Genomic DNA, 18,025 nt, shown 5'->3' with positions numbered 1-18,025 from the left:
CAAATTTTCTAGCTTCATCTATATTGTTAATTTTACTATGAGCTTTTTTATTGCTTTAGCAAGCACATTATTATATTCTGTATGCACTTTCTTATCATTGGTTTTATTATTAATCCAGCCAACAAAAATAGCAACAATAAGCATAACAATAATTAATTCTTGATTTTCTATCATCTTAACAACTCCTAGCAATAATTCATTAATAGCAACTAAAAAATATATTTTATTGAAGTTGCTCAATAAAAGAAGAAATCATCAAAAGCTTATCTAGCGAGCTTTTAAGAAACTCTAAATCTACATCCCTAGAGGTATAAGCCGGATTATCTGGCACCTCAAAATTACCAACTAAATCTACAAGCTGTCTAGCGCTATCAATCTCATCGTTAGGTACAGAAAATCCTTCTGATGACAATACAGACCATATATCTTCGGTTCCTAATATATCTTGCATTTTGCGCATTTTAGATTCCACAAGATGCTTAGTAAGCAATACGATCACATCTGTATAGCTTTCCTGCTTACCCCCTAGAAGCCTTTCAATAGCTTGATAATACTGAGTCTCAATAGAAAGGATGCAAACCATTATTAATCCTTTATTTTAAAAATATTTTTTATCTATTTAGAAGTATATATATATATATTAATTTTTGCTTACAGGAACAAGGCTCAATTTTATACTATATTTTGTTATAATTTGAAAATTTCAAACAGGAGAAAATCATGACAATTTTTGAAAAGATAGTAGCAGGCGAAATCCCTTGCAACAAGGTTCTTGAAAACGATAAATTTCTAGCTTTTAACGACATCAATCCAAAAGCGCCTATCCATATCCTCATCATCCCTAAAAAGCACTTTAAAAATTTCCAAGAGATGGATGCGGGCTTAATGAGCGAGATGACTAAATTTATCCAAGAGGTCGCAACTCTTATGGGGCTTGATAAAAGCGGTTATCGCCTAGTAACAAACAACGGCGAAAACGGCGGTCAAGAGGTTATGCACTTGCATTTTCATATGCTTGGCGGAGCAAAACTTAACTGGACTGACGCCGCTACCGATCCGCAATCAACTTTTTAAATATTTTATAGGCGAGCCGTGCTATCATGCTCGCCTACTTGTTAAACTCTATCTTAAATCTTTAAGCCACTCGTTAAGCGAATTCATCTGCTTTTGCACGCTTAAATTTGACGTTCCGCCAAGCGAAGTTCTAGCCTCTTTTGAAGCATATAAATCCAAAAATTTAACCGCATTTTCATCTAAATTTTCATCTACTTCTTTTAGCTGCTTAGAGTTAAGCTCGCTTAGATCAACGCCTAAATTTTCAGCTTTTGCAACCGCTTTGCCGGTGATAAAATGAGCGGTTCTAAACGGTACATTTTTTTCGCGCACTAAAAAATCAGCCAGATCGGTTGCGCTTAAATGCCCTTTTTTGGTAGCTTCAAGCATATTTTTTTCGTTAAATTTCGCCTCTTTCATCATCTCATTTAAGATATGAACCGAAGTAAGTGCGGTGTGAACGCTATCAAAGACACCCTCTTTATCCTCTTGCATGTCTTTGTTATAAGCTAACGGCAGCCCTTTCATGGTGGTTAGAAGCGCTATCAAATTTCCATTTACGCGCCCTGTTTTTCCGCGGATAAGCTCGGCTACATCGGGATTTTTCTTCTGAGGCATGATCGAGCTTCCGGTCGAATACGTATCGCTAATCGTAACAAAGCCAAATTCTTGCGAACTCCAAAGTATCAGCTCCTCACAAAGCCTTGAAGCATGCGTCATCAGCACGCTTATGTTAAATAAAATTTCAAGTGCGAAGTCGCGGTCGCTAACGCTATCCATCGCATTTTGCGTAACACCGCTAAATTTAAGCTCGCGCGCTACAATCTCCCTATCTATAGGGTGAGGCGTGCCTGCAAGTGCGGCTGAGCCAAGCGGACAAAGGTTATTTCGCCCATATGAGCTTGAAAATCGCTCATGATCACGCTTAAACATAAAAGCATACGCAAGCAGATGATAAGCAAGACTGATCGGCTGAGCGTGCTGAAGGTGCGTAAAACCAGGCATTAGCGTATCAAGATGTCTGCTCGCAAGAGAGTTTAGAGTAGAGATGAGAGAGTAAATTTCATTCATGATTTCAAGCGAACTGCGCTGCGCATAAAGGCGAAAATCAAGCGCGACCTGATCGTTTCTACTGCGCGCCGTATGCAGCCTGCCGCCAAGCTCGCTTCCGATGATCTCGCTTAGGCGCTTTTCCACGCTCATATGGATATCTTCATCTTCGATTTTAAACTCAAATTTACCCTCTTCTATCTCGGTTAAAACCGCGTCAAGCCCTTTTATGATGGCCTCCGCTTCATCAGGCTTTAAAATCCCGCAAGCTCCAAGCATCTTAGCATGAGCCTTGCTGCCTGCGATATCTTCGCGATACAAATTCTTATCAAAGCCGATAGAGGCGTTAAACTCCTCAAGAAGCCTTGAGCTAGCCTCGCTAAATCTTCCCGACCACATCTTTTTCACTTCCTACCTCCTTAATGTTCTACCTATTATTATAAACACGATTATCACGCCAAGCACCATGAGAGCGGATTTTATGATATATTCTTTACGCTCTTTTTGCGCTTTTGGCGAACTTGCGCTAAGCCTAACTTTAACCTCATCTCCACCGCTCGTCTTTATCGTAAGCATATCGCCTTGCATACCACTTAACTTCACGCTTAGGGTGTTTGTTCCGCTTTGCTTAACTTCGGAATTTAAAAGCGCGGACGAGTTGTAGGAGTAGCTCGTAAGCAGATCATTACAATCCTTTGGGCGAAAGAAAATTTCATATATCATATCAGGCTTTACGCTTAGCACATCGCCATCGTTTGCTTCAAAGTAAGGAAATTTAAGCGTCTTGGTCTTAAAATTCCACTTTATCTGTTTAGGTTCATTTTCCTGCGTATAGCTAAAAACTGCGGTGTAATCGGTGTTAAAGCTAAATACCTCTCTTGAAAACGCCGCAAACTGATGAGATGAAAATTTGCGGTTTATATCGCTTTTTTGATCTAAAATTTTTAAATTCCTAAGCTTTTCTTCGCCTTTATAAATCTCAAAATTTACAAATTTTATATCTTTTAAACTCTCGTTAAACTCTATACTAACAGGGTTTGCAGTGATCTTGCACTCAGGAAAAGGATCGGGAATCTCTCCGCTAAAATAAGGCATCACAGGCACTTTATCGGGAAATTTTACATGCTGCTTTGTTGATTTTAAAAACCCCTCAAGCCTACTGTCTTTGATCTTGACGTTTTTATCTCCGCAAACATTTGTGTAAAATCTTCCCGAGCCGTTATCGCTTACGCCTCTCTTACAAAAGCTGTTAAGTTCGGAGTTGCCCATCAAAAAGACATAAGCGCTAAATTTATCAGAAGTTGCCGCATCAAAACCTGCTTCATTTACGCTCAAATTTAAAAAGGCAAAGCGATGATAAATCGCCGAAAAAAGCCCGTCTATGGAGGTTATAAAATCGCTCTTATAAGCTATATTTTCAAGCACATGCATAGAGCTATAGCCTGCTGTTTTTGCTCTTTCGCTAGGCGTTGAGCCCGTAAATTTAGCAAGACCAGAGCTTTCATCGTGCCCCATATGATTGTGAGCTAGGCTGTATTCGGCGTGATTTTTTGAGGCTAGACTTAGGCTTTCGTTAAATTTAAGCCCAAACAGTCCTGAGCCTCTTCGGTAGTCGTTTAAGTAGCTAAGCGCGTCACTGTCGCTTATGTAAGAAAATTCAGGCTGGCTTGCCTCTTTAAGCCTTGTAGGGTCGTAACTGCTGTCACAACCCGCAAGTAAAACAAGCCAGACTCCAATCAGCCCAAATTTAAGCTTTAGGGCCGGCTTTTGCGTATTCAACGCCCTCTTTCACATCTTCATATCGCTTGAAATTTGCTTCAAACATAGCGGCAAGCTTATCTCTCATCGCGATGTATTCGTCTTTATTTTCCCACGTATTTATCGGGTTTAGAAGTCTTGTTTCAACACCTGCTAGCTCTTTTGGGATAGCAAGGTTAAATTTCTCAAAATTCTCAAACTCGCACTCTCTGATGCTTCCGTCAAGTATGGCGTTTATGCAAGCGCGAGTAGCCTTTATGCTCATTCTTTTGCCAACTCCGTAAGCGCCGCCGCTCCAGCCCGTATTTACAAGATATACATTTACGTTGTGCTTATCGATCTTCTCGCCCAGAAGTTTGGCATATACGGTTGGATGAAGCGGCATAAACGGCTCGCCAAAGCAAGCTGAAAATGTTGCCACAGGCTCGGTTATACCGCGCTCTGTTCCTGCAACTTTAGCCGTATATCCGCTTAAAAAATAATACATCGCCTGCTCTTTTGTAAGCTTTGCAACCGGAGGAAGCACACCAAATGCATCTGCCGTTAGGAAGATAATGTTCTCAGGATGACCTGCGCTTAGGCTTGGCTCGTGGTTTTCTATATGCTCGATCGGATAGCTTACGCGTGTGTTTTCGGTTTTGCTTCCGTCTTTATAATCAACCGTTCCGTTTGCGTCCGCTACGACGTTTTCAAGAAGAGCGTTGCGTTTGATAGCGCCGTAAATTTCAGGCTCGCTCTCAGGATCAAGGTTTATACATTTTGCGTAGCAGCCGCCTTCAAAGTTAAACACTCCGTCATCATCCCATCCGTGCTCGTCATCGCCGATCAGTTTGCGGTGCGGATCGGTTGAAAGAGTGGTTTTGCCTGTTCCGCTAAGACCGAAAAATAGCGCTGTATCGCCATTAACTCCTACGTTTGCAGAGCAGTGCATACTTAGCTTGCCTTCAAGCGGAAGCCAGTAGTTCATCATAGAAAAAATTCCCTTTTTCATCTCTCCGCCATACCACGTTCCGCCGATTACCGCGACGTTTTCTTCCACGTTAAAGATAACAAAAACTTCTGAATTTAATCCGTCTTCTTTGTAGTTTTCGTTTGAGCATTTGCAAGCGTTATAAACTACAAAATCAAGCTTAAATTTAGCTAGCTCGACCTCGTTTGGTCTTATGAACATATTTTTTACGAAATGCGCTTGCCAAGCAACCTCGGTTACAAATCTAACCGATTTTTTACTCTTATCGCTTGAACCGCAAAACGCGTCTTGCACGTAAATTTCCTTACCGCTTAGCTGCTCTTTAGCCTTTTTTAAAAGTTTGTCAAAAAGCTCTTTTGATATCGGTTTATTTACTTTGCCCCAAGCGATGTATTTGCCGCTTGGATCTTGCTTTACGAAATACTTATCTTTAGGGCTTCTTCCGGTAAAAATTCCCGTATCAACCATAAATGTTCCGTTGCTACTTACCTTGCCTTCGTTATTTTTCTTCTCGTGCTCGAAAAGCTCGTCGTAGCTTAGGTTATAATAGACGTTTTTAACGTCTCTCAAGCCTAGTTTTTCAATCTCATTTACCATTGTTTTTCCTTTTTAAATTTTATCGTTGATTTTAGCTCAAATTTCTAGCAAAATATCAGCCAAAACCACCTAAATCCTCGCCAAAATTTGCCCGTTCTTTATCGTTTGTCCAACCTCCACTTCGATTGAATTTACTACGCCATCCTTTGGAGCTACTACTTCTATCTCCATTTTCATGGCTTCTAGGATAAACATCTTTTGACCCTTTGTCACCTTTTCACCGACCTTAACTAAAATTTTAAAGACATTTCCTGGCAGTGTGCTTAGCACCGCTTCACCGCTGCCGTTTTCGTTAGTAGATTTTCTTCCCGCAGGCGAAATTTCAGGCGGCAGAAGCATAGCATCGCTTGCAGGCTTTAGGCTCTTAACCTCAACCGCTCCGCTTGCGCTATCATAAATTTCAACCTCAAATTTCTTGCCGTTTACTACGACGTTATATTTTTCATTTATTGGCTCTCTGCTCTCTTTAGCAACACAAATTTGCTCACTAACGGTTTGCGAAATTTTGCGCACATTTACCTTGCCCTCGCCTTTTAAGAATGCAATTCCCTTCTCTTTACAGGCTGCTGCGATAAATATATTTTCTTCACTTGTTTTAATGCCCTCTTTTTCAAGAAGCTCTTTTGTGAATTTTACCGACTTTGTCTCATCACGATCGGCTATATCTATGGCGTTTTCTTTAGTAGGCTTAAGTCCTAGCTGCTCGCTTGCAAGTTTTACAACCTCTTTATCAGGCTTTGATGGGGTCTTGCCGAAGTATCCAAGCACCATTTTACCGTATCCGTCGGCGATTTTCTTCCATTTGCCAAACAGAACATTATTAAAAGCTTGCTGGAAATAAAACTGGCTCACAGGAGTTACAGATGTGCCGTAACCGCCCTTTTCTACGACTTCGCGCATAGCGTCTATCACGTCAGGAAATTTATCTAAGATATTATTATCTCTCATCATTTGAGTATTTGCAGTTAGTGCGCCGCCCGGCATAGGAGAAAACGGTATCAGCGGGCTTACTTCCGTCGCTTCTGGCGGGATGAAGTAGTCTTTTAGGCACTCTTTCAGTACTCTTTCGTATTTTAGCACCCTCTCCACGTCAAGTCCGCCAAGGTCAAATTCCTTGCCCTTTAAAGCGTGCAGCATAGTAAGTATATCAGGCTGGCTTGTGCCCCCACTTACAGGACTTGCCGCTAGGTCGATGCCGTCGGCTCCTGCTTCAAGTGCAGCTAGATAGCACGCCACGCTAACGCCTGCGGTTTCGTGAGTGTGAAGTCTAATGTGAGTTTTTTCAGGAAGTAGCTTGCGAGCCATCTTGATAGTTTCATAGACTTTTTGCGGGCTGCTTGTGCCGCTTGCATCTTTAAAGCAAACGCTATGATAAGGAATGCCTGCGTCTAAAATTTCCCTTAAAATTCGCTCGTAAAACGCCACATCATGAGCGCCCACACATCCGGGAGGCAGATCCATCATAGTTACTACAACTTCGTGCTTAAGCCCGTGATGAACTATCCTCTCGCCTGAGTATTTTAAATTTTCCACATCGTTAAGCGCGTCAAAATTTCTAATCGTAGTCGTGCCGTGCTTTTTAAAAAGTTTAGCGTGAAGATCGACAAGCTCGCGGCTTCCCGTATCAAGAGTTACGGTATTAACGCCTCTGCTTAGAGTTTGCAAATTTGCCTCAGCTCCTACGACTTCTCTAAATTTATCCATCATAGTAAAGGCGTCTTCGTTCAGATAAAAATAAAGGCTTTGAAAGCGAGCTCCACCGCCAAATTCAAAGTGTGTGATACCGGCTTCTTTCGCCGCGCTAACCGCAGGCAAAAAGTCATCCATAAGAACTCTTGCACCAAATACGGACTGAAATCCGTCCCTAAAGGTGGTATCCATCACATCTATAAACTTCTTTGGCATAAGCTACCTTTTTCACTCTATAAATTTGGTCTTAAAATAGACTGGCAATATAAAAATATATCGCCGATAATTCTATCTTTATTTGCTTTAATTAAAAATTATAATCCTATTCTCTTTATAAACTTTAAACTGGTTACTTGCTAGGCTTAGTTAGCTCATATGAAAATTCTATATGCTTACTCTCACTTGGATTTAGGTAAAATTTCCAGCTTATCTCGCCTTTTTTAGATATCTCACTCTCTTTTGGATTGTTTTTGGTGGATACACTTACACTTTCATGCGTAGGCACAGGAAGTCTATCTATCAAAGTTACGCTCCATGCCGAATTTGAATTATTTTTAACCTCGTAGTTATAGCCTTCCAAAATTTTACTCTTTGCTCCAAAAAACGACTCTTTAGTAAAATTTGTATTTTTCTCTTTTTTCACATTTATTAGATCATTCTTACCAAAGTAGACATGACTCTCGCTATTTGGTTCAGCCTTAAAATTTGAAGCCTTGCCGATACTTACGCCGTCTATCTTAAATGTAGCAAGAGCATATTCTATACTTTTCAACGGAATAAAATTTGCCTTTATATAGGCATTTGAGCCGCTATATCCATCTATAACAATCTCAAATTTAGCGTCTAAATTTTGCTTATCGTAGTTAAATACACTCTCCTCGTCAGCTTTTAAATTTACTCTTGAAATTTTCCAAACATTGGCAAGAGTGTTTTGTATATTTTGACTCTCTATATCACTACTGTATGCGCGCTTACTACTTGAATCCAAAGGCATCATGGCAACGGATTCTTGCATCATCCTAGCAGAGCTTCTTTCGGGTTCAGGCTTGCCCTCGTACCAAGGATTAAATTTAGGCGGAGTTAAATTTGACGAATAATAAAATGGATACATCACGATAGTCAGATTGTTTATATCGATACTTAAAGGATTTTTTACCACTAAATTTTGCTCTATATAAATTTTTGATTTTGTAGTATCCGCTAAAACTTTGTTTTGCGTATTAATGCTAAGCTTTACAGGATATGAAATTTTAACAAACTTTGGATCGCATTCAAAGTCAAGATCGGCCTTTTTAATTTTTTTTAGATTATAAGCATTTATCTTCTTATTTAGCTCTTTAATCTCCTCTTTTAGAGATGTTTGTTCGTTTAAATTTTGCAAAACCGCATCATAAAATTTATCGCTATCTGATTTTACATTCTCGACATTTGACACCTTGATAGGATTTGTAATAGTGATAAATTTAAATTTCTCATCAAGCGCAACAAGCTTATTATTAAGCAAAGAAAGCTTTTTAACATCTGCCTCATACTGCTCGTAAATCTTATTTTTAATGAGTTCGGGCTCTTTTAAGATAATGCTTCTTAGCTCGCACGAAGCTGACACGTCAATATCGTTTTGATTGATATTTTCGGGCAAATTTATACTAAAAGAGCTCTTTTGGTTTGTAAAATTTTGATGCAAAAAGCTTTGATTTTTATAGACTTCAAGCAGGTTTTCATCGGCCATTGCACAAAGTATAAGTGCTGACGTAATAGCAATTTCTTTCATATTAACTCCTTATCTAGAATCTGAGTTAATTATACTCTTTCAGGATTAATATTTGAATTTAAAAACTCTTTATCAATAATATTTTGTATAATTTATAAAAGTATGACTAAAAATGCCGCCAAAACCAAAATCTGCAAAATTATAAACGGTATAACCCCCCTATAAATATCTGTAGTTTTTATAGACGATGGCGCCACTCCCTTTAGATAAAACAGGCTAAAACCAAAAGGCGGAGTCAAAAACGAAGTCTGTAAATTCATAGCCACAATAATGGCAAAATATAGAGGATTGATACCCAAATTTGCAACTATCGGCACTAAAATAGGCAAAACTATATATGATATCTCAACGAAATCTATAAAAAATCCAAGAGCAAAAATTACAATCATGGTTAATAGTATAAAACCCCATTTTTCACCGGGTAAATTTGACATTACCTCTTCTACTATCTCATCTCCTCCCGTATAGCTAAAAACCATTGAAAAAGCAGTTGCACCGACAAGGATAGTAAATACTATGGCCGTGGTTTTTACAGTCTCTTCAAGGGTTTCTTTTAGCATTTTAAATGAAAATGTCTTATAAAATATGGATAAAACTAGAGCTCCTACGCAACCAAATGCAGAGCTCTCAGTAGGTGTGGCAATACCGTTAAATATAGAACCCAAAACAAGCAATACAAGCACAAGAGGAGGCAAGATAGCCTTGAGAGCATTTAAAATTTGTCTACTTTTAGGGATTTCACTTTCTTCAATAACAGCCGGAGCATAATCTTTATGCAGATAAGAGATAATAAGAATATAAGCTACATAAATACCTACAAGAGCTAGTCCCGGGGCTACTGCGCCTTTAAAAAGATCGCCCACAGGCACGGAAAACACATCGCCTAAAATTATAAGCACTATAGATGGAGGAATGATTTGCCCAAGAGTTCCTGATGCGCATATGGTTCCACAGGCTAAAGATTTATTGTATTTATATTTAAGCATTACAGGAAGGCTCATAACACCCATTGCGACGACACTTGCGCCAACAACTCCTGTTGAAGCCGCAAGCAAAGCTCCTACTAAAACAGTGCTTATAGCCACACCACCGCGAATTTCACCAAACAAAAACGCCATTGATTCAAGCAAACGCTCAGCAAGCTTTGTCTTTTGTAAAACAATACCCATAAACACAAATAGTGGAACGGCGATGAGAATTTTATTCTCCATGATTGAGAAAATTCTATATGGCATAAAAGCAAACATCTCTTTAAAAACTTCAAGTCCGCCAATAAAGCCGCCACCATCTCCAAAGCTCTCAACCATGCCACCAATAAGACCAAAAAGAACCGCAACAGCTCCAAATGTAAAAGCGACAGAAAAGCCTATACCAAGCATCAAAAGAGCGGCTATAAACATAACTATACCAGTCATTTTACCCTCTTTTCTTAGCTGCTATATATAAATTTAGATGTTTTATAAAATATCCTATACTAAAAAATATCAAAAGATAGAATGATAAAGGAATAAACGCCTTAATAATCCATCTATAAGGAAGCCCACCTGGATCGCTACTTCCTTCACCGGATTCATAAGCCTCTACTACATAATCAAACGAAAGCCAAGAGACTAAAAGCGCGATAGGAAGTATAAAAAATATAACACCTAGCATATTGATTAAGGCCTTTGTTTTAGGACTAAATCCCTCATAGAATACATCGACTCTTACATGCACATCCTCTTTTAGAGCATAGCTCATGCCAAGCATAATAATAATCGCAAAAAAGTGCCACTCAAGCTCTTGAAGTCCAACGTTTCCGTATTTAAAAAAATATCTTGCAATGACATTGAAAAACACATCAACTATCATCAATAGCATAACAAACATACAAATACACCCGATGATATTAGCTAATTTATTAAAAAACATCTCCGCTTCTAAAAGTTTTTCTTCCACAATCCTACCCCACAATCTGCTTAATCATAATCGCCACAACGCAAGTCGGAGCAACAAATCTAAGTAAAAAATACCAAATTTCAAAAATCACAGCTCCCATATATGGTACAAATAGCGCACTCAAGCTCTCTTTTTTCATAAAAAATCCAACAAAAATCGCGATAACTATACCTCCAAGTGGCAGCATAATATTTGAGCTTATATAGTCTAATATGTCAAAAAACCCTTTGCCAAAGAAAGTTAGATGATCTTTAAAATTTTCTATATTTGATAAAGCGCAAAGAACTCCTAAAATATATACGCTCGCCCCCACTATAAAAATGGCTTTAGAACGAGAAATTTTAAACTCTTTTGTTATATAAAATATCAAAGGCTCTACCATAGAGATAGCAGATGTAAGTCCCGCAAAAACAAGGGCTGTAAAAAACGCAAAGCTTAGTAAATTTCCTATAGCTCCAAGCTTAGCAAAAAGCGTAGGAAGCGAGATAAAAGCAAGTCCTACTCCTTGACTTGGCTGCTCGTTAAACTCAAATACAAATGTAAATACGATAAGTCCTATAACAACGCTAAATACGATGTTTAGAATAACTACATATAGAGATGATGTAAACAAATTTGTCTTATCATCAAGACTGGTTGAATAGGTAATTATCGCGCCAATTCCTACACACATAGTAAAAAATGCAAGTCCAAGCGCCATAAATACGGCTTCACCAGTAATCTTTGAAAAATCAGGCACTAATAAAAATTTAGTGGCTTCGCCAAATCCGCTCATCTGCATTGAGTAAATTAGCATCAATATTAAAATAATAGAAAAAGCTGGCAACAACCATAAATTTATGCGTTCTATTCCTTTTTTTACACCTTTTGCAAGGATTATAAAATAGGCAAAAAGCGCTATACTAAAATATGCAATTTGACCTAAGATATCGCTTGATATGAATTTGGTAAAATTTTGAGCGGAGTCACTTATCCGAGAAGGCAAAGAGTCTAAAGACAAGATGGCATATCTCATAACCCAGCCTATAATTAGTGTATAAAATGATGCTATAAATACACCTGTTATCATCATTATGCCGGCAAATCCCCAAAATTTGGAATTTGACGGAGCCAAATTTTTAAATGCATTTACTGGATCCGAATTTGAAATTTTACCCATAGCCATCTCTGCAAAAAATATACTAAGCCCAACTATGACGGCAAAAATAAGATACAAAAGCACAAAGGCGGAGCCTCCGTTGCTTCCTACCATATACGGAAATTTCCAAGCATTACCAAGCCCTATGGCAGCACCTACTATAGATAGGATAAAACCTATTTTAGAAAATTTATCACTCATTTTATTTTAAAATTTGATATATCATAATGGCCAAAATAGCAACAGGTATTACAAATCGTAGCAAGAAATACCATATCTCAAACATGGTTTTACTCATAAAACCGCTAAATAATATGTATATACCCTCTTTTTTGAGCACAAAACCCACAAATATACTAAATGTAATTGCACCTACTGGCATTATAATATTTGAGGTCAAATAGTCCAATATATCAAAAAATGGTTTTCCAAGCAGCTTAAATGATGTAGGTTCATAAAATGAAAGTATGCAAACAATCCCTAAGCTATATACAAAGATGGCTATATATACTAAGGCTCTTTTACGAGAAATTTTAAGCTTGTTTATAAGATAAAATGTAAAAGGTTCTATCATAGAAACCGCACTTGTAATACCAGCAAAAAGAAGCGATGTAAAAAATGCTACAGCAAGAACATTGCCTACAACTCCAAGTTTAGCAAAAAGTGTGGCAAGAGAGACAAATATTAGCCCTGGTCCTCCTTGAGTAGTATCACCGCTATATGCAAAAACAAAAGTAAACACTATAAGTCCCATCATAATACCAACCAAGATATTAATAAATATGATAGATAGTGTTGACTTGACCAAATTTGTTCCATCTGGCAAGCTAGCAGCATATGTAGGCACAGTACAAACACCCATAGAAAGTGAGAAAAATGCAAGTCCTAATGCCTGAAGAACAATATCTGGAGTGATTTTACTAAAATCTGGCACAAATAAAAACTCAGCAGCCTTAAAAAATCCATCGCCCATAGTAAGAGAGTAGGCAAGCATGATTAAAAGCAAAATAAAAAGCGATGGCATCATCCATACATTTAGCTTCTCTATGCCGCTTTTTATACCTTTTGAGACTACATAAAATACGATAAAAAATACTATGCTAAAGCACATGGCCGAGCTTACAAAATCATTAGTTATAAGATTTCCAAATGCCGCACCAGCCTCATCGGTAGTAGATGGAAGACTTGAAAAGCTCAAAAATATATATTTTAATATCCATCCTATGACAAGTAGATAAAAAGAAGCTATAAGCACTCCTCCTATCATAAAAAATCCTGCCATAGACCACTGTTTTTTATATTTAGGAGCAAGTTTTTCAAAAGAGTGCACAGGATCTGTTTCGCCAAGCCTTCCTATACTAAGCTCTGCTAAAAATGCGACAAAGGCTATACCAAAAGTCAAAACCAAATAAAGGACTATAAAGGCTGAACCGCCGTTATTGCCAACCATTGTAGGAAATTTCCAAGCATTTCCAAGACCTACGGCAGATCCTGCCATCGCTAATACAAAGCCTATTTTTGAGAATTTATCTTGCACGGATTAACCTTGAGATTCATAAAATTTGGATTTTACATTATCATAAAAAAACTTTTAATTTTTTAAATTTGATTAATAGAATAGTAAAAAACGAAACAATATAAAAATATTTTGTAAATTTGTAACACTTTCATTATGTTTCCTATTTTTTAAATTTTTAAGTAATTCAAAGCTAATTTTATATAAAATACGAGTTCAAAAAGTTTCAAAGTAGGGGATAAATCCGAAATGGCTTTAAATTTCTAAGGAGAATTCATGAAAAAGTTTCTTTTTCTAATGGCGGCATTTGCTTCTTTCGCATTTGCAGCAGATGGTGGCGAAATGCTAAAATCTTACACAGTTCTTGCTGCGGCTATAGTTCTAGGTATAGCAGCTTTTGGTGGCGCTATAGCTATGGGAAATACAGCTTCTGCAACAATTACAGGAACAGCTAGAAACCCTAGCATCGGAAGCAAACTTATGACAACTATGTTCGTTGCTCTTGCGATGATCGAAGCACAAGTTATCTATGCTCTTGTTATTTGTTTGATCCTTCTTTACGCAAACCCAATGTTATAATAACTCAGCCCAATATACGGGCTGACTCTTCTTTAATTTTACTTCTGTTGCGATCATGGTGGAATTGGTAGACACGCTATCTTGAGGGGGTAGTGCCAGTAGGTGTGCGAGTTCAAATCTCGCTGATCGCACCATTAAAACTATTAAAATTGATAAAAATAGAATAGAAAGTTATAAAGTAAAAGGAGCAAATTGCCCCTTTGCACTTTTACATAAATACAGGAATTGTAGTATTTTTAAGAAAATATCTAGATGTACCGCCCAAAAATATTTCTAGAAATCCGTTTTCACCATGTCTTCCGGCTACTATAAGATCGAAATTCCCATCTTTTGCACTCTTTAAAAGAGCCTCTCCTGGCACTGCCGTAGTAGTCACTATTTCAAAAGTAGCCTTGATATCATGGATATCTAAATATTTTTCAAGCTTCTTTAAATTCTCCTCTACAGACTCATCGTTAAGACTTGTTCTACAAGTTATACAATGAACCCTCTTGGCTTTTTTCAAAAGCTCTATCGAGCTTGAGAGGGCACGCGAATTTTGGATAGACCCATTCCAGCTAACCAAAATATTATCTGTGCTAAATTTTTTTAAATTTCTTGGTATTGTAATAGCGGTTTTTCCGCTTTTTAACACTGCCGCTTCAAATGTGCCGGTTATCTTTCCATCAAGCGGTACCGCAGCTATGACCATATCACAAAATTTAGACTCCTGCTCTACCAAAACACTTCTTTTGCCACTTTTTGTAATGAAATTTGCGCTAGCTCTGCCTGTTGGCTTATCGCTTATTTCAATATCAAGCTCCACGCAAAGCTTCTTAAAGATCTCTTCGTTTTGATTATGTTCCATCTTAAGCTCATTATGGGCGGCTTTTAAAAACTCCTCATATAAAACACCGCCCCTAAGAGCCATTTTCATATTATAAACAACGCTTGGATCAAGCTGAGAAGCCAAAATTTCTACATAAGTATCAAAATGTTTGGCTATAAGCAAAGCACCATACATACGCTCTTTTACATCATCTCCTGCGCCTACAGGGAAAAACAACTTCTTATACTGCACGATACTCTCCTTTTAAATTTACTCAGCTAAAACAAGGGAAATTTTATGCCCTTTTTGCTCGCTTACTTTTACTCTGATCCTATCTCCCTCTTTTAGAGGTGTAGAGATTTTAGAAATATGAAGCAGTCCATCAACTCCATCCTTTAATCCCACAAAGGCGCCAAAATCGACTACTTTTTTGACTTCTCCTTCAAATTCATCGCCAATATTAAATGTAGGTTTTGACCTCTCTTTATCTCTGTTATCTCTTCTCTTTCCGCCACCAAAGCCATTTTTAGAGCCATCTTTTGAGACTATTTGGATAATATAATCTTTTGCCGCATCAACCTTTGTCTTTTGAGCTCCTGCGATTTTTACCTCACCCTTTTCTCTATCAAGATCTATTGATACCTCAAATTTCTCTATAATCTCTTTTATAGTTTTTCCAGCCTGACCGATAATATCAACTATCTTGCCAGGATCTACGCTAAATAACTCAAGCTTAGGTAAAATTTCTTCATTTACAGCAATCTCTTCATCTGCTTTCTCCATCAAATTTAAGATATGAAGCCTGCCTTCTTTAGCTTGCTCAAGAGCTTCTTTTAGCACTTCCAGACTAATTCCGCCAAGCTTTATGTCCATCTGAAGTGCGGTTATGCCATCTTTGCTACCCGCAACCTTAAAGTCCATATCTCCGTCGTGATCCTCAAGACCCATTATATCGGTCAAAACGGCATGTTTATCACCTTCAAATATAAGTCCCATAGCCACGCCGGCAACAAGTTTTGCACTATTTACACCTGCGGCGCGAAGTGCTAATGAACCACCGCAAACGCTAGCCATAGAACTTGAGCCATTGGATTCTAAAATCTCAGAAACTAAGCGAATAGTATAAGGGGAATTGATATCTATACTAGGAGATAAAGCACGTTTAGCTAAATTTCCGTGCCCTAGTTCGCGTCTACCAGGCGCTTTTAGAGGACTGGCTTCACCGACGCTAAATCCAGGGAAGTTATAGTTAAACATAAATTTATCAACAACAGCCGATTTTTCAGTTAGCATATCATACATTTGCGCATCACTATCAGTTCCAAGAGTCGCCACCACAAGAGCTTGGGTCTGACCTCTTGTAAACAGACAACTTCCGTGAGCATTTGGCAATATATTTGTCTCAATAGAGATTGGACGCACGTCTTTAAGCCCTCTGCCGTCAGCCCTTGTTTTCTCGTTGATAATCTGCTCTCTAACTATCTTTTTCTTAAATTTGCCAAGGACATTCATTATCACATCCTCACTCCAGCCCTCTTTTTGAGCCACATCATCGGCAAAAATTTGCTTAGCTATCTTTCCAAGCTCACTAGCTCTTTCGCTTTTTGCCATTTGATTGATCGCAAATTTTACCTCTTTTTTATAAAACTCATCAAGATAAATAGCAATGCTTTCATTCTCGATTTCAGGTTTTAGCTCAAGCTGTGCGTCCTCTTTTTTATGGGCCAAAAACGCCTCTTCGTATGCGTTAGATGCTCTAAGTATGGCCTTACCTGCTTCAGCTATTGCCTCTAGCATCAAATCTTCGCTAAACTCGTTCATATCTTGCTGCAATATTATTCCGTCATTTATATTTGGATCCATCATAGGATCAATCGCCATCATAGGTACCGCTTCACTCTTTGCTTGAGCGATACTTCTCATCTCTATCATCAAAAGCTCATCTTTAACACCGGCCACATAAAGATCAAGCGCACTTGTTTTTAGTTCGCTATTACTAGGATTTATAACAAATTTATTATCTATATATCCCACTCTTACGCCACAAACCGGTTGACTTACAGGAATATCACTAAGATATAGCGCTACTGAGGCTGCATTTAAGGAGACCACTTGCAAATCCACCTCCGGATCGGCAGATAATACCATTACCACAATTTGCGTAGGATACGCATAGCCCTTTGGAAACAGCGGCCTTAAAGAGCGATCTATAATACGTGCCGTTAGAGTCTCAAAATCACCAGGTTTTGTCTCTCTTTTAACATATCCGCCGGGAATTTTCCCTGCAGCATAGGTCTTTTCTATATACTGAACCGTTAGAGGCAAAAAGTCCTCCTCCACTTGTGAATCTTCACGAGCGACAGTGGCCAAAACGACAGTGTTTTTAACTCTTAGCAAAACGGCTCCACTGGCCTGTTTTGCAACCTTATTTATATCATAAATTTCAACTTGATTATTTACTTCTATTGAATACTGCATCTATTTGATATCTCCTTGTTTTTGTAATGGTATATAAAACGGGCTCTCCTCAAGTATAGAGAGGATTACCTCTGGTTTTGGCTCGATCTTATTTTTGTAGTAAAAATCCACATCTATAAAATTTACTATTTTGTGAACTGCAAAAATATTATCCACAAGCGGCGCAAGTGCATTTGCAACATCTACTGCTATAGAAGGAGTAGCGTAAGTAACTGATTTTACTCTCTCTTTAATCAGAGTTTTAAGACATGTAAGCGCCGTAAAACCTGTCTCGCAACCCTCATCAATAAGCAATATATTTCTATCTTTTAAATTCTTGATTAAATTTCCCTTTCTGTATTTATAAACATTTTTTAAAATTTTTTCTTCATATTTTCTCTGAGCCTCTCCGTATATAAAATCATAGCTTATATTAAATGATTTTATGAGCTCATCATGAAGAACTATATCATCAGCTTCGCTAACCATGGCAATTTCACATTCAGGATTATTTGGAGCAAAAACCCTCTCGGTAAAAAGCATCTCATAGCTTAGCTTTAGCTCCCTTGCGATAACATCTACCAAAATTACCGAATCAATAGAGGAGCAGATGAGTAGATATTCATTTTGAACAAGCTCTTTTTTAGGTAAAATTTCAAGTAACTTTTTTGCGGCATCAAGCTGATTTTCAAACATAAGAT

16 protein-coding genes and 1 tRNA gene are annotated in these 18,025 nt (G+C 38.0%); 3 read left to right on the top strand and 14 right to left on the bottom strand.

The window, feature by feature from the left end:
- Positions 1-18 precede the first annotated feature (18 nt).
- Both CDOMF_RS03150 and CDOMF_RS03145 read right to left on the bottom strand, forming a co-directional pair.
- Entirely contained in the window at positions 19-174 is a 156-nt protein-coding gene (locus CDOMF_RS03150; RefSeq protein WP_260952415.1) for a hypothetical protein, read from the bottom strand.
- A gap of 49 nt (positions 175-223) precedes the next feature.
- Positions 224-583, bottom strand: a complete 360-nt coding sequence (locus tag CDOMF_RS03145; protein WP_260952414.1) for a hypothetical protein — start codon at positions 581-583, stop codon at positions 224-226.
- A 137-nt stretch (positions 584-720) separates the two neighbouring features.
- Here CDOMF_RS03145 and CDOMF_RS03140 point away from each other — a divergent pair, with 137 nt between their 5' ends.
- Positions 721-1,074, top strand: coding sequence for a histidine triad nucleotide-binding protein (locus CDOMF_RS03140; RefSeq protein ID WP_260952413.1), 354 nt, complete (start codon positions 721-723; stop codon positions 1,072-1,074).
- A gap of 48 nt (positions 1,075-1,122) precedes the next feature.
- Here CDOMF_RS03140 and argH read toward each other — a convergent pair whose 3' ends face one another.
- The 9 genes from argH to CDOMF_RS03095 form a co-directional block, all read right to left on the bottom strand.
- A complete protein-coding gene (gene argH, locus CDOMF_RS03135; protein WP_260953119.1) occupies positions 1,123-2,502 on the bottom strand; it encodes an argininosuccinate lyase in 1,380 nt (459 codons plus the stop codon).
- 12 nt (positions 2,503-2,514) lie between these two features.
- Entirely contained in the window at positions 2,515-3,882 is a 1,368-nt protein-coding gene (locus tag CDOMF_RS03130) for a CAP domain-containing protein (RefSeq protein ID WP_260952412.1), read from the bottom strand.
- Positions 3,851-5,428 (bottom strand): phosphoenolpyruvate carboxykinase (ATP), encoded by a 1,578-nt coding sequence (pckA, locus tag CDOMF_RS03125; RefSeq protein WP_260952411.1) that lies wholly within the window; start codon positions 5,426-5,428, stop codon positions 3,851-3,853. The genes CDOMF_RS03130 and pckA overlap by 32 nt, the downstream gene beginning before the upstream one ends.
- A gap of 69 nt (positions 5,429-5,497) precedes the next feature.
- Positions 5,498-7,333 carry a biotin/lipoyl-containing protein gene (locus CDOMF_RS03120; RefSeq protein WP_260952410.1) on the bottom strand — a complete coding sequence of 612 codons (1,836 nt, stop codon included), beginning with the start codon at positions 7,331-7,333 and terminating at the stop codon, positions 5,498-5,500.
- Between the two features lie 133 nt (positions 7,334-7,466).
- A complete protein-coding gene (locus CDOMF_RS03115) occupies positions 7,467-8,888 on the bottom strand; it encodes a DUF4139 domain-containing protein (RefSeq protein ID WP_260952409.1) in 1,422 nt (473 codons plus the stop codon).
- 92 nt (positions 8,889-8,980) lie between these two features.
- The gene (locus tag CDOMF_RS03110; protein ID WP_260952408.1) at positions 8,981-10,303 is read right to left on the bottom strand and encodes a TRAP transporter large permease; all 1,323 of its coding nucleotides are present in this window, start codon (positions 10,301-10,303) and stop codon (positions 8,981-8,983) included.
- Position 10,304: 1 nt separating this feature from the next.
- Positions 10,305-10,799 (bottom strand): TRAP transporter small permease subunit, encoded by a 495-nt coding sequence (locus tag CDOMF_RS03105; protein ID WP_260953118.1) that lies wholly within the window; start codon positions 10,797-10,799, stop codon positions 10,305-10,307.
- Between the two features lie 31 nt (positions 10,800-10,830).
- A complete protein-coding gene (locus CDOMF_RS03100) occupies positions 10,831-12,165 on the bottom strand; it encodes a sodium-dependent transporter (protein WP_260952407.1) in 1,335 nt (444 codons plus the stop codon).
- 1 nt (position 12,166) lies between these two features.
- A complete protein-coding gene (locus tag CDOMF_RS03095) occupies positions 12,167-13,501 on the bottom strand; it encodes a sodium-dependent transporter (protein WP_260952406.1) in 1,335 nt (444 codons plus the stop codon).
- 255 nt (positions 13,502-13,756) lie between these two features.
- Here CDOMF_RS03095 and CDOMF_RS03090 point away from each other — a divergent pair, with 255 nt between their 5' ends.
- Both CDOMF_RS03090 and CDOMF_RS03085 read left to right on the top strand, forming a co-directional pair.
- On the top strand, positions 13,757-14,059 hold the full coding sequence (locus CDOMF_RS03090; protein ID WP_169974289.1) for a F0F1 ATP synthase subunit C: 303 nt from the start codon (positions 13,757-13,759) through the stop codon (positions 14,057-14,059).
- A 49-nt stretch (positions 14,060-14,108) separates the two neighbouring features.
- A tRNA-Leu gene (locus CDOMF_RS03085) sits at positions 14,109-14,193 on the top strand.
- Positions 14,194-14,267: 74 nt separating this feature from the next.
- Here CDOMF_RS03085 and CDOMF_RS03080 read toward each other — a convergent pair.
- Genes CDOMF_RS03080 through CDOMF_RS03070 form a run of 3 tightly spaced genes read right to left on the bottom strand, consistent with a single transcriptional unit; the run spans position 14,268 to position 18,020 of the window.
- The gene (locus CDOMF_RS03080) at positions 14,268-15,119 is read right to left on the bottom strand and encodes a universal stress protein (protein WP_260952405.1); all 852 of its coding nucleotides are present in this window, start codon (positions 15,117-15,119) and stop codon (positions 14,268-14,270) included.
- Between the two features lie 18 nt (positions 15,120-15,137).
- Positions 15,138-17,345 (bottom strand): polyribonucleotide nucleotidyltransferase, encoded by a 2,208-nt coding sequence (locus CDOMF_RS03075; RefSeq protein ID WP_260952404.1) that lies wholly within the window; start codon positions 17,343-17,345, stop codon positions 15,138-15,140.
- Entirely contained in the window at positions 17,346-18,020 is a 675-nt protein-coding gene (locus CDOMF_RS03070; protein ID WP_169974493.1) for a phosphoribosyltransferase family protein, read from the bottom strand.
- Between the last annotated feature and the right edge of the window lie 5 nt (positions 18,021-18,025).

It is taken from the genome of Campylobacter sp. RM16187 (assembly GCF_025319965.1).
Classification (GTDB): domain Bacteria; phylum Campylobacterota; class Campylobacteria; order Campylobacterales; family Campylobacteraceae; genus Campylobacter_A.
This window is presented reverse-complemented; position numbering and strand designations above follow the sequence as displayed.

Coding starts and splice junctions, on each gene's coding strand:
- CDOMF_RS03150 (WP_260952415.1), bottom strand. CDS start 174: ATGATAGAAAATCAAGAATTAATTATTGTTATGCTTATTGTTGCTATT.
- CDOMF_RS03145 (WP_260952414.1), bottom strand. CDS start 583: ATGGTTTGCATCCTTTCTATTGAGACTCAGTATTATCAAGCTATTGAA.
- CDOMF_RS03140 (WP_260952413.1), top strand. CDS start 721: ATGACAATTTTTGAAAAGATAGTAGCAGGCGAAATCCCTTGCAACAAG.
- argH (WP_260953119.1), bottom strand. CDS start 2,502: ATGTGGTCGGGAAGATTTAGCGAGGCTAGCTCAAGGCTTCTTGAGGAG.
- pckA (WP_260952411.1), bottom strand. CDS start 5,428: ATGGTAAATGAGATTGAAAAACTAGGCTTGAGAGACGTTAAAAACGTC.
- CDOMF_RS03120 (WP_260952410.1), bottom strand. CDS start 7,333: ATGCCAAAGAAGTTTATAGATGTGATGGATACCACCTTTAGGGACGGA.
- CDOMF_RS03115 (WP_260952409.1), bottom strand. CDS start 8,888: ATGAAAGAAATTGCTATTACGTCAGCACTTATACTTTGTGCAATGGCC.
- CDOMF_RS03110 (WP_260952408.1), bottom strand. CDS start 10,303: ATGACTGGTATAGTTATGTTTATAGCCGCTCTTTTGATGCTTGGTATA.
- CDOMF_RS03105 (WP_260953118.1), bottom strand. CDS start 10,799: ATGTTTTTTAATAAATTAGCTAATATCATCGGGTGTATTTGTATGTTT.
- CDOMF_RS03100 (WP_260952407.1), bottom strand. CDS start 12,165: ATGAGTGATAAATTTTCTAAAATAGGTTTTATCCTATCTATAGTAGGT.
- CDOMF_RS03090 (WP_169974289.1), top strand. CDS start 13,757: ATGAAAAAGTTTCTTTTTCTAATGGCGGCATTTGCTTCTTTCGCATTT.
- CDOMF_RS03075 (WP_260952404.1), bottom strand. CDS start 17,345: ATGCAGTATTCAATAGAAGTAAATAATCAAGTTGAAATTTATGATATA.
- CDOMF_RS03070 (WP_169974493.1), bottom strand. CDS start 18,020: ATGTTTGAAAATCAGCTTGATGCCGCAAAAAAGTTACTTGAAATTTTA.